13 protein-coding genes and 2 tRNA genes are annotated in these 10,454 nt (G+C 62.6%); 10 read left to right on the forward strand and 5 right to left on the reverse strand.

What is annotated here, in order from left to right; genetic code table 11:
- Positions 1-90 precede the first annotated feature (90 nt).
- A complete protein-coding gene (locus LB523_RS27490; protein ID WP_140842871.1) occupies positions 91-258 on the forward strand; it encodes a hypothetical protein in 168 nt (55 codons plus the stop codon).
- A 205-nt stretch (positions 259-463) separates the two neighbouring features.
- On the forward strand, positions 464-775 hold the full coding sequence (locus tag LB523_RS27495; RefSeq protein WP_140546392.1) for a BA14K family protein: 312 nt from the start codon (positions 464-466) through the stop codon (positions 773-775).
- A 114-nt stretch (positions 776-889) separates the two neighbouring features.
- On the opposite strand, the gene LB523_RS27500 is transcribed toward LB523_RS27495, so the two are convergent.
- Positions 890-1,249, reverse strand: coding sequence for a hypothetical protein (locus LB523_RS27500; RefSeq protein ID WP_224608919.1), 360 nt, complete (start codon positions 1,247-1,249; stop codon positions 890-892).
- Between the two features lie 190 nt (positions 1,250-1,439).
- On the opposite strand from LB523_RS27500, the gene LB523_RS27505 reads away from it, so the two are divergent.
- Positions 1,440-1,799 (forward strand): hypothetical protein, encoded by a 360-nt coding sequence (locus LB523_RS27505; RefSeq protein WP_224608950.1) that lies wholly within the window; start codon positions 1,440-1,442, stop codon positions 1,797-1,799.
- 101 nt (positions 1,800-1,900) lie between these two features.
- Here the strand turns inward: LB523_RS27505 and bhcR are convergent, their stop codons facing one another.
- A complete protein-coding gene (bhcR, locus tag LB523_RS27510; RefSeq protein WP_140698754.1) occupies positions 1,901-2,722 on the reverse strand; it encodes an HTH-type transcriptional regulator BhcR in 822 nt (273 codons plus the stop codon).
- A gap of 204 nt (positions 2,723-2,926) precedes the next feature.
- Between bhcR and gcl the strand changes: the two genes are divergently transcribed.
- The 3 genes from gcl to LB523_RS27525 all read left to right on the forward strand — a co-directional run bounded on the left by gcl (position 2,927) and on the right by LB523_RS27525 (position 6,545).
- The gene (gene gcl, locus LB523_RS27515; RefSeq protein ID WP_224608953.1) at positions 2,927-4,708 is read left to right on the forward strand and encodes a glyoxylate carboligase; all 1,782 of its coding nucleotides are present in this window, start codon (positions 2,927-2,929) and stop codon (positions 4,706-4,708) included.
- 26 nt (positions 4,709-4,734) lie between these two features.
- Positions 4,735-5,532 (forward strand): hydroxypyruvate isomerase, encoded by a 798-nt coding sequence (gene otnI / locus LB523_RS27520; RefSeq protein ID WP_224608956.1) that lies wholly within the window; start codon positions 4,735-4,737, stop codon positions 5,530-5,532.
- 104 nt (positions 5,533-5,636) lie between these two features.
- A complete protein-coding gene (locus LB523_RS27525) occupies positions 5,637-6,545 on the forward strand; it encodes a 2-hydroxy-3-oxopropionate reductase (RefSeq protein WP_224608959.1) in 909 nt (302 codons plus the stop codon).
- Between the two features lie 52 nt (positions 6,546-6,597).
- Here LB523_RS27525 and LB523_RS27530 read toward each other — a convergent pair whose 3' ends face one another.
- Positions 6,598-7,461 carry a TrmH family RNA methyltransferase gene (locus tag LB523_RS27530; protein ID WP_224608962.1) on the reverse strand — a complete coding sequence of 288 codons (864 nt, stop codon included), beginning with the start codon at positions 7,459-7,461 and terminating at the stop codon, positions 6,598-6,600.
- Between the two features lie 199 nt (positions 7,462-7,660).
- Between LB523_RS27530 and LB523_RS27535 the strand changes: the two genes are divergently transcribed.
- Positions 7,661-7,745: transfer RNA gene (locus LB523_RS27535), tRNA-Tyr, on the forward strand.
- 87 nt (positions 7,746-7,832) lie between these two features.
- Positions 7,833-7,906 (forward strand) — tRNA-Gly (locus LB523_RS27540).
- 71 nt (positions 7,907-7,977) lie between these two features.
- Here LB523_RS27540 and LB523_RS27545 read toward each other — a convergent pair.
- Positions 7,978-8,433 carry a YidB family protein gene (locus LB523_RS27545; RefSeq protein ID WP_224608965.1) on the reverse strand — a complete coding sequence of 152 codons (456 nt, stop codon included), beginning with the start codon at positions 8,431-8,433 and terminating at the stop codon, positions 7,978-7,980.
- Between the two features lie 130 nt (positions 8,434-8,563).
- On the opposite strand from LB523_RS27545, the gene LB523_RS27550 reads away from it, so the two are divergent.
- On the forward strand, positions 8,564-8,821 hold the full coding sequence (locus LB523_RS27550) for a GlsB/YeaQ/YmgE family stress response membrane protein (protein WP_040999817.1): 258 nt from the start codon (positions 8,564-8,566) through the stop codon (positions 8,819-8,821).
- A gap of 71 nt (positions 8,822-8,892) precedes the next feature.
- On the opposite strand, the gene LB523_RS27555 is transcribed toward LB523_RS27550, so the two are convergent.
- Positions 8,893-9,780 carry a DMT family transporter gene (locus LB523_RS27555; RefSeq protein ID WP_140842891.1) on the reverse strand — a complete coding sequence of 296 codons (888 nt, stop codon included), beginning with the start codon at positions 9,778-9,780 and terminating at the stop codon, positions 8,893-8,895.
- A gap of 228 nt (positions 9,781-10,008) precedes the next feature.
- Here LB523_RS27555 and LB523_RS27560 point away from each other — a divergent pair.
- The coding region (locus tag LB523_RS27560; RefSeq protein WP_140751187.1) for a GTP-binding protein at positions 10,009-10,454 on the forward strand (446 nt) is incomplete at its 3' end.

Genomic DNA, 10,454 nt, shown 5'->3' on the forward strand with positions numbered 1-10,454 from the left:
AATGGATGCCGTGGCTTGGCCGGCATGCTGAAAAGCGCTGCGCCGCTTCCTACATCTTTTTCGGGTGCAATCGCATCGAACGGGTGCCGCATGATCAGATTCGTCATCATCCTGCCGCTCATCGTCGTGACCTGGCTTCTGCTGGTGAAGGTCATCAGCGATCTGAAGAAGGCCAACATCGACTGGACCGGCGTCGCCACCTTCATCGGTTTCATCGTGCTGGCCTTCTGGCTGAGGCACGTGACGGGGATGGGGTGAAAGAGAGCGAGTGGCGAATAGTGCGTAGCGAATAGGGGATTTGCATTCAGTATATCCCCGCTTTCCCTACTCGCTATTCGCTACTCCCTATTCGCTCAATCCTGGCGAAAAAAATCGCGAAAATACTTCGAACCTTTTTCCGGGCCGCAGCGACAGACGATCAAGAGGCGGATGGTTCGCCTCTCCACCGAAACAGGAGATCGTCATGTTCAAGCGCACCATCGTTTCCGGCCTCATCGCCACCACCGTCGCCGCCGGCTCGCTCGTCGGCACCGTCCAGCCTTCGGCCGCCCACGACCATCATCACCGCCGCGAGCTCGGCATCGGCATTGCCGCCGGCGTCGGCGGTTTCGTTCTCGGCAGCCTGCTCGCCCAGCAGCAGCCCCGCACTGTCTATGTCGAGGACGACGGCTACGACTCGATCCACGTCCGCCGCTGCTACGCCCGCTACGCCAGCTACGACGAGCGCACCGACACCTATATGAGCTACGACGGCCCGCGCTATTGCAGGCTCTAGAAGGGAGCTGAACAAACGGCTGGAAAGAGGGGCTGCCCGCAGCCCCTTTTCTTGCGCTGAGCATCCGCCTGATTGGCTTGATTTGAAGCGGACGACGTTTCGGCCTCCAGCAATTCAGGAATTGGGCTTCAGCTCCGGCATTGCCAATCCCGCCGCCTTGCAGGCGCCGATGACCGAAACGTCATTTATCGCAACCAGTTCAAAGCTGTTTCCGGCATCGGGATAGATCTTGCCGATGAAAGGCTCGTTGCCGCCGGGAAAGCCCTTGTCGTCGACATAGCCGCACGCCACCACTTCGTGGCGGCCGTTCAAGGTGCGTTCTCCGGCGAGCATCGTTCCGAATCTGGCAGCGATGGTGTTCTTCAGATGTTGGCGGACGCCGGCGGTAATGATCTCCTCCAGAGCGAGCGAGATCGGAATGGGATCGACCAGTGGGTTGCCGATGGCCTCGACCGGCGGCGGTTTCGCCGCCACGCATCCGCAAAGCGAAGCGGCGCATAGAAGATAAGCTGTTTTCCGCATCCGTGCCCTTTGGCATGCATCCCGACGCCGCGGCAAGACGGTCGAGTCCGGCGTCCGGTCGGTTCCTGCTGTGCAACCAAAGATGTACAGCGATTTTGCAAGCGTTTAGTCTGGCTTTGACGGCAATCGAGGGGAGGGTCGCTTGGACAATCAGGATCCTAGGGAAGAACGGGTCGAACCGGTTTTCCGCAACGGCACCATCACAATCGTTGGCATCCTGCTGGCGTTCTCGCTAGGCTTCATCACCCATTGGGCGGCCAACCCCATCCCATGGCAGACCTACCATCTGATTGCCGTCCTGCCGATCCTGGTCGGCATTGCGCTGCAGATCCGGGCGCTGGCCATTCTGCTCGACATCAAATCCTTGCAGCGAAGCATTCATGACCGCGCCAGTCGGATATTCCTCGCCGGCCTCATTTTCGCGGCCTGTGGCGTCGCGCTGGCGATCCTGCTCGATTTCTTCGACATATCGGCAAAGAGCGCATTGCCAGGCGCGTCTTAGTTAGAGCAATTCCAGGAAAAGTGTGTGCGGTTTTCCGTTCGGAATTGCGTAAAAACAAAGAGCTAGAGCGGTTCGCCGTTTCCATGAAACGGTGAAACGCTCTAGTAGGCTTTCACGCCGCCGATCATCTTCGTCACCTCGACCGCGGCGTCGCGCACCAGCGGACCGATCTCGGCCAGCCGCTCAGGCGTGACCCGCACCGTCGGTCCGGACACCGAAACGCCGCCGAGCGGCTCGCCGAACTCGTTGAAGATGGCGGCGGCCACGCAGCGCATGCCGGGGTGGCGCTCCTCGTCGTCTACCGACCAGCCGCGATGCTTGATGACGGCCAGATCATGGGCCAGCGCCGAAATGTCGGAAAGCGTCTTGTCCGTGTAGCGCTGCAGGCCCGCCTTACGCAGGATAGCGGCGACCCGTTCCGGCTCGAGATGCGCCAGCACCGCCTTGCCGATGCCGGAAGCATGGAACGGGCTGCGCGTGCCCGGCCGGAAAAAGGCGCGGATCGCCTGGTGCGTCTCGACCTGGCTGACGAAGACGACGCAATCGTCCTCGGCGACGCCGAGATTGGCGGTCTCGCCGGTCTTTTCCATCAATTCCTGCATGACGATGCGGGCGCGGTCGACCAGCTTGCGCCGGCGCAGGAAGGCTGCGCCCATGCGGTAGGTCTCGACGCCGACCGACCAGAGCTGATCGGTCGTATCGAACTCGACCATGCCGTGGTTTTCCAGCGTCGTCAGCATGCGATAGGCGGTCGAGGCGGCAATGCCGCTTTGCGCCGCGATCTCGCTCAGCGACAAGCCGCTGGCCTCGGCGACGATGGCCAGGATCCGCAGCGCCCGGTCGAGCGACTGCACCGAGGCCGCTTCGGATGGGCCGTTGAAGGCGCGCGGCCGGCCGCGCTGGCGTTTTTCCGTCGTTTCCATACCGGCCATTCTCGCCGATTTGACATCGCATGCAATGAAAAAGTTTTTCAGTAGTGGCCATGAGCGATTTTTTGGAAAAGGAAAAGTGAAGCGAAATCAGCCGATAACGGCGGTTTTTCTAGAAATGAAAAAATATTCTGAAAAAATTGAAAAATCGAACGCACACTGGCATTCTCAAGCCAAGCAACGAAATGGAGGCTTGCCATGGCCAGGATGCGCGCTGTCGACGCTGCGGTTCTCGTTCTCGAAAAGGAAGGCATCACCAATGCCTTCGGCGTTCCGGGCGCGGCGATCAACCCGCTCTATTCGGCGCTGAAGGCGCGCGGCACCATCCGCCATGTGCTGGCGCGCCATGTCGAAGGCGCCTCGCACATGGCCGAAGGTTATACGCGGGCCAAGGCCGGCAACATCGGGCTCTGCATCGGCACTTCCGGTCCGGCCGGCACCGACATGATCACCGGCCTCTATTCGGCCTCGGCGGATTCGATTCCGATCTTATGCATAACTGGTCAAGCTCCACGCGCGCGCCTCAACAAGGAGGATTTCCAGGCCGTCGACATCGCCTCGATCGCAGCACCGGTCGCCAAATGGGCCGTCACTGTCATGGAGCCCTATCTGGTGCCGATGACGCTGCAGAAGGCCTTCCATCTGATGCGCTCCTCGCGGCCCGGGCCGGTTCTGGTCGACCTGCCGGTCGACGTGCAGCTTGCCGAGATCGAATTCGACATCGACGCCTATGAGCCGCTCGCCCCCTTCAAGCCGGCGATAACGCGTGCCCAGGCCGAGAAGGCGCTGGCGATGCTCAACGAGGCTGAAAAGCCGCTGATCGTCGCCGGCGGCGGCATCATCAACGCCGACGCTTCCGATCTCTTGATCGAGTTCGCGGAAGTCACCGGCGTGCCGGTCATCCCGACCTTGATGGGCTGGGGTGCGATCCCCGACGACCACCGGCTGATGGCCGGCATGTGCGGCCTGCAGACGTCGCACCGCTACGGCAATGCGACGATGCTTGAGGCGGACTTCGTCTTCGGCATCGGCAACCGCTGGGCCAACCGCCACACCGGCTCGGTCGACGTCTACACCAAGGGGAAAAAATTCATTCATGTCGACATCGAGCCGACGCAGATCGGCCGTGTCTTCGCGCCGGATCTAGGCCTCGTCTCGGACGCGGGCGCCGCGCTGAAGATCCTGCTCGACGTCGCCACCGAATGGCGCACGGCCGGCAAGCTGCGCGACTGGTCGGGCTGGGCGAAGGAGTGCCAGCAGCGCAAGAAGACCATGAAGCGCAAGACGCATTTCGAACAGGTGCCGCTGAAGCCGCAGCGCGTCTATGAGGAGATGAACAAGGCGTTTGCCCGCGACACCACCTATGTCACCACGATCGGCCTGTCGCAGATCGCCGGCGCGCAGTTCCTGCATGTCTACAAGCCGCGCAACTGGATCAATTGCGGCCAGGCCGGCCCGCTCGGCTGGACGCTGCCGGCAGCGCTCGGCGTGCGCGCCGCCGATCCGGACCGCGACATCGTCGCGCTTTCCGGCGACTATGATTTCCAGTTCATGATCGAGGAACTGGCCGTCGGCGCCCAGCACAAGCTGCCTTACATCCACGTCGTCGTGAACAACGCCTATCTCGGCCTGATACGCCAGGCGCAGCGCGGCTTCTCGATGGATTATGAAGTGAGCCTCGCCTTCGAGAACGTCAACCGTGCCGGCGATCCGGAGGCGGGCTACGGCGTCGACCATGTCGCGGTGGCCGAGGCGATGGGCTGCAAGGCGGTCCGCGTGAAGAAGCCCGAGGAATTCGCCGGCGCGTTCAAGGAGGCGCAGCGGCTGATGAAGGAGCACCAGGTTCCGGTCGTTCTCGAATTCATCCTCGAGCGCGTCACCAACATTTCCATGGGCACGGAAATCGACAAGGTCACCGAATTCGAGGAGCTTGCCGAGCGCGATGAGGATGCGCCGACGGCCATCATGATGTTGGATTGAGTTCAGGCGGACGAAGGAGAAAAAGAATGCCGCGTTTTTCAGCCAATCTTTCGATGCTCTTCGGTGAGCAAGAGTTCCTTGACCGTTTCGATGCCGCTGCCCGCGCGGGCTTCAAGGGCGTCGAATATATCGGCCCGTATGAGCATGCCCCGGATGTCGTGGCGGCGCGACTGAAGAAGAACGGCCTGACACAGGTTCTGTTCAATCTGCCGGCCGGCGACTGGGCGAAGGGCGAACGCGGGATTGCCGTGCTGCCGGACCGCGTGCCGGAATTCCGCCAGGGGGTCGCCAAGGCGATCAGCTATGCGCATGCGCTGGGCTGCGAGCAGATCAACTGTCTTGCCGGCATCGCGCCGCAGGGCGCCGACCGCTCGGTGCTGGAAGACGTCTTTGCCGAAAACCTCGCCTTCGCGGCCGAGAAGCTGGAGCAGGCCGGCATCAGGCTCTTGATCGAGCCGATCAACACCCGTGATATCCCCGGCTTCTTCCTGAACTATTCCAACCAGGCGCTGGCGCTGATCGACCGCGTCGGCTCGAAGAATATCTTCCTGCAATACGACATCTACCACATGCAGATCATGGAGGGGGATCTCGCCCGTACAATCGAAGCCAACCTCGGCCGCATCGCGCATATCCAGCTTGCGGACAATCCCGGTCGTCACGAGCCGGGGACGGGCGAGATCAATTATCCCTTCCTCTACGACCACATCGACCGCCTCGGCTATTCCGGCTGGATCGGCGCCGAATACAAGCCGAAAGCAGGCACCGAGGCCGGGCTCGGCTGGTTCAAGGAATTCGCCGGGCAGGGCAGCGCGGCGGCTTAAGAGCGTCCTTCTCCCGTCTCTACACGGGGAGAAGGTGCCGGCAGGCGGATGAGGGGCAGCGCCGGCCTTCGATGAGTTGGAACAAGCTTTCAGGAGCAACACCAATGGAAACCATCGGTTTCATCGGCCTCGGCATCATGGGCGCGCCGATGGCGGGCCATCTTCTCGCTGCCGGCTACAAAGTCGTCGCCAGCGACCATCGCTCCAAGCCGCCCGCCGACCTCCTCGCCAGGGGCCTGAAGACCGTTTTCGGCCACGACGCTGTTGCCGGGGCTGCCGGCATAATCATCACCATGGTGCCCGACACGCCCCAGGTCGCCGACGTTCTCTTCGGCGAGAATGGCGTCGCCAATGGCCTGTCAAAGGGCAAGCTCGTCATCGACATGAGCTCGATCTCGCCGATCGCCACCAAGGAATTCGCCAAGAAGATCAACGATCTCGGCTGCGACTATCTCGACGCGCCGGTGTCGGGCGGCGAGGTCGGCGCCAAGGCGGCCTCGCTCACCATCATGGTCGGCGGCGAGGAAAAGGCCTTCGAGCGCGCCAAGCCAGTGTTTGAGAAAATGGGCAAGAACATCACGCTGGTCGGCCCGAACGGGGTCGGCCAGACCACCAAGGTCGCCAACCAGATCGTCGTGGCGCTGACCATCGAAGCCGTCGGCGAAGCGCTGGTCTTCGCCTCGAAGGCCGGCGCCGATCCGGCCAAGGTGAGGCAGGCGCTGATGGGCGGGCTCGCCGCCTCGCGCATCCTCGAAGTGCATGGCGAGCGCATGATCAAGCGCACCTTCGCGCCCGGCTTCCGCATCGAGCTGCACCAGAAGGACCTCAACCTGGCGCTGGAAGGCGCCAAGGCGCTCGGTGTGTCGCTGCCCAACACCTCGACCACGCAGCAGCTCTTCAATTCCTGCGCCGCCAATGGCGGCGCCAAGGAGGATCACTCGGCGCTGGTGAGAGCGCTGGAGCGGATGGCGGGGCATGAAGTGGCGAAGGAGCGAATAGCGAGTAGGGAGTAGCGAATAGGGGGGTGCGGGGCCGAAGGATCGTGTCCCGAATATTCGCTATTCGCTACTCCCTACTCGCTATGAACTTCCTCGCCGCATAAAGGCTCACCGCCGCCGCGTTCGAGACGTTGAGCGAGTGTATGGCGCCGGGCATGTCGAGGCGGGCCAGTGCCGTCACCGTCTCGCGGGTTTTCTGGCGCAGGCCCTTGCCTTCCGCGCCCAGCACCAGCGCGATCCTCTCGCCGGCGAAGGTCTTCTCCAGTTCGGCCGGCCCTTCGGAATCGAGCCCGATGGTCTGGAAACCGGCCTCGTGCAGCTGTCCCAGCGCATCGGCGAGGTTCTTCACCTCGATCTGGTCGATATGCTCGAGCGCGCCGGAGGCGGATTTCGCCAGCACGCCGGATTCCTGCGGGCTGTGACGGGCAGTCGTGATCAGCGCGCCGGCGCCGAAGGCAACCGCGGAGCGCAGTATGGCGCCGACATTGTGCGGGTCCGTCACCTGGTCGAGCACCAGCACCAGCCTGGTGTCGCCAAGCGCGTCGAGACGCTTCGGCTTGAGCGGCTCGGCCTCGATCAGCACGCCTTGATGCACCGCATCAGACCCGGTGATCCTGTCGATGTCCTTCGGCTCGACAAACTCGGCCTTGAAGGGCAGGGCGGCAAGGTCGCCGATCGCCAGCCGTTCGGCGGCGTTGCGCGTCACCAGCATCGTCCTGATCCTGCGCCGCGGATTGTCGAGCGCAGCCCGCACGGTATGCAGGCCGTAAAGCCGCACCAGCCCGTCGGCGGCAGCCTCGCCCGGTGGCACCGGCTGGCGCGGCCGGAATGCCGGCGCACCGCCCGCCTTCTGGTCGCGATGCGCGCGCCTCAGCTTGGCGTAGTGGGTGTCCTTGCGCGTGCCGGACTTGTTGCTTTTATCGTCGCTCATGCCGGCCTCTATAGCCGTCCCGTCCGGCTAAGGATATGGGCTGGCCAAATGAATGCCGAACATCCTCGAAAAACCCTTGCAGCGCCGGTTGACACCCACCGGCCTTGCCGCCATAAGGCGCTTCGCTGATTTCGGAGAAGATCTTACTCGGGCTCCGGATCGGCGGAAATGCCTCGTTGCATGGCTCCGGCGGCAGACTGGAGAGGTGCCCGAGTGGTTAAAGGGGACGGACTGTAAATCCGTTGGCTTAGCCTACGTTGGTTCGAATCCAACCCTCTCCACCACTGCCGGCCCGGAAGCCCTGAAACGAAAAGTCTCGGACCGAAAATGCGTGGCGCTTTTCGGATGAATCCGGTACCTCAGTGCAAGGCGCGGGTATAGCTCAGTGGTAGAGCAGCAGCCTTCCAAGCTGAATATGCGGGTTCGATTCCCGCTACCCGCTCCAGATTTCTTCCCGCGAATCCTCAAATGAAACGCCGCGCGCCGTGGCACGCGGCGCGCTAGCAGGCCACTTCCCTAGCTGTTGAAGGCTGAAACGACCTGATGGTGCTGCGGGATTTGGCCGTTCGGCGTCAGCTTGTCGACGATGCCGGGCAGCGCCGTGGAGAGCTGCTGCAGCAATTCCTGCTCGCTCATCCCGGTGCGCTGCGCGATCTCGCGGATCACCGAGGGCCCGAGCGCCGAGCCGAGATCACCCGGGTTGATCGGTTGGTTCTGGCCGGTGCCGACCCAGGAGTCGGCGACATTGCCGTGGCCAGCGTTCTTGAGCTTGTCGAGCAGGCCGCCGAGACCGCCGAGCAGGCCGCCATCGGCGGACACGTCGGTTCCCGCAGGCGTCGGCGCCGGCTCTTGCGGCGCGGCCGCCTCTTCGCTTCTGCCGCTCAGCATCTTGCCGACCAAAAGCGCGCCGAGCGCGATCATCAGGGGTTTGGTGATGTTGCCGCCCGGAACGGCATTGTCGAAAAGGCCCATAATGGATCTCCTTGTCCAGCCAAGTCCGCCCGGCCCCAGAATGGCGCAAACAGGCGGAATTTCAAGCTGACTTGAGCTTTTGACAATCATGTGACCATGATGGCGCGGCGGGGGAATTTTGGAGGGAATTATGGGCATTATCAGCTGGATCATTCTCGGCCTTATCGCCGGGTTCATCGGCAGCAAGATCGTCAACAAGACAGGCCAGGGCATGATCATGGATATCGTGCTCGGCATTGTCGGCGCCATCGTTGGCGGGCTGATCTTCAGCGCCTTCGGCTCGGCGGGTGTCACCGGTCTCAACATCTGGAGCCTGATCGTGGCCGTCATCGGCTCGGTCGTCGTGCTCTGGGCCTATCACCAGTTTTCGGGCAAGCGCACGCTGTAGAAGGCCAGGGAACAGCCAGTAGGCTGTTGAAGGTCGACCCGACCGGGTCGACCCAGGCTGGAGGCGCGCCGTCAGGCGACCATGGCCAGCCGGCGTTTTCTTTCGTCGAGCGAGACGATGGCGAGACCGCTGGCTAGCACCAGCAGGATGCCGCAAACCGCGAGCGCGTTAGGAAATTGTCCGAACACCAGCAGGCCCGAAATGACCGCCCAGACGGTGAAGCAGTAATAAAAGGGCGCGACCGCGCTTGTCGGCCCGACCCGGTAGGCCATGAAGATGAAGAAATGGCCGAAGATCAGGAACAGGCCGGCGCCGGCGATCAGGAGCAGATGATGTCCTTCGGGCATCACCCATTGTTCGGAGACGAGATGCGCCGCGCCTGAACCGGCCAGCACCACCACGACCGCGGAGATGGCGACGATCATGCCCGGTACCTCGGCGCCCACCTTGCGCCCGGCAAGGTCTCGCACCGCCGCGAAGGCAGCGTTGCCGAGCGCCAGCAGCGCATAAACCGAAATGCCCTGCATCGTCGGCTGCGCCACCATGAGCGCCCCGACAAAGCCAAGGCCGATCAGCGCCATGCGCGTGGCGCCGATCTTTTCGCCGAACAGCATCGAGGAGCCGACCAGCACGATGAGCGGTGTGACTTGCCCGAGCGCGGTGGAATCCGCGATCTGCATGTTGGCTAAAGCCACGACGTAACAAAGGATTGCCAGCAGCTCGAACAGGTTGCGACGCAGCACCTTGCGCTCGAAGAGCAGCGGGATCTGCCTGGCATAGCCCAGCATCAGAAGCAGCGGCACGCCCCACAGCGTGGCGGCAGCACCCCGCAGCAGGAGAACTTCATAGGGCGGCAATCCGACGGTGGCGAGCTTCATCATCGTGTCGTTGACGAGGTAGGACCCCGTCGAGACGATCATGAACAGCGGGCCGCGGATATTGGATGGAATGAACTGCATCCGGCGAACAAGATCAGAGCGGCGTCGTGGCGGCAATGGGCCAGCCCGGAGCCTTTGATTTTACACGCGGCAGCCCTATATCCGCGCCATATCCCACCGAAATCGACCATTGGTTCGGGTCGAGCAAGAATCCGCTCAGCCACAAGGTACTTGTGTTTTTCAGCCGTTGTCGCTAATCGCCCCGCATTCGACTGAACTGAAGGTCAAGGCCGTCCAAGGAAAGAGACTATGGCAAAAGGTAAATTCGAGCGCACCAAGCCGCATGTGAACATTGGCACGATCGGTCACGTCGATCATGGCAAGACGTCGCTGACGGCGGCGATCACGAAGTATTTTGGCGAATACAAGCGCTATGACCAGATTGACGCAGCACCTGAAGAGAAGGCGCGCGGCATCACGATCTCGACGGCGCATGTCGAGTATGAGACGGCCAACCGTCACTATGCCCATGTCGACTGCCCCGGCCACGCCGACTATGTGAAGAACATGATCACGGGTGCCGCGCAGATGGACGGCGCGATCCTGGTGGTTTCGGCCGCCGACGGCCCGATGCCGCAGACCCGCGAGCACATCCTGCTTGCCCGCCAGGTCGGCGTTCCCTCGATCGTGGTGTTCCTGAACAAGGTCGACCAGGTCGACGACGCCGAGTTGCTGGAGCTGGTCGAGCTCGAGGT

Source organism: Mesorhizobium sp. ESP-6-4, assembly GCF_020164735.1.
Lineage (GTDB): Bacteria > Pseudomonadota > Alphaproteobacteria > Rhizobiales > Rhizobiaceae > Mesorhizobium.

What these genes read in the sequence shown, in the direction of transcription:
- LB523_RS27490 (WP_140842871.1), top strand. Translation starts at nt 91, where the DNA reads ATGATCAGATTCGTCATCATCCTGCCGCTCATCGTCGTGACCTGGCTT.
- LB523_RS27495 (WP_140546392.1), top strand. Translation starts at nt 464, where the DNA reads ATGTTCAAGCGCACCATCGTTTCCGGCCTCATCGCCACCACCGTCGCC.
- bhcR (WP_140698754.1), bottom strand. Translation starts at nt 2,722, where the DNA reads ATGGAAACGACGGAAAAACGCCAGCGCGGCCGGCCGCGCGCCTTCAAC.
- gcl (WP_224608953.1), top strand. Translation starts at nt 2,927, where the DNA reads ATGGCCAGGATGCGCGCTGTCGACGCTGCGGTTCTCGTTCTCGAAAAG.
- otnI (WP_224608956.1), top strand. Translation starts at nt 4,735, where the DNA reads ATGCCGCGTTTTTCAGCCAATCTTTCGATGCTCTTCGGTGAGCAAGAG.
- LB523_RS27525 (WP_224608959.1), top strand. Translation starts at nt 5,637, where the DNA reads ATGGAAACCATCGGTTTCATCGGCCTCGGCATCATGGGCGCGCCGATG.
- LB523_RS27530 (WP_224608962.1), bottom strand. Translation starts at nt 7,461, where the DNA reads ATGAGCGACGATAAAAGCAACAAGTCCGGCACGCGCAAGGACACCCAC.
- LB523_RS27545 (WP_224608965.1), bottom strand. Translation starts at nt 8,433, where the DNA reads ATGGGCCTTTTCGACAATGCCGTTCCGGGCGGCAACATCACCAAACCC.
- LB523_RS27550 (WP_040999817.1), top strand. Translation starts at nt 8,564, where the DNA reads ATGGGCATTATCAGCTGGATCATTCTCGGCCTTATCGCCGGGTTCATC.
- LB523_RS27555 (WP_140842891.1), bottom strand. Translation starts at nt 9,780, where the DNA reads ATGCAGTTCATTCCATCCAATATCCGCGGCCCGCTGTTCATGATCGTC.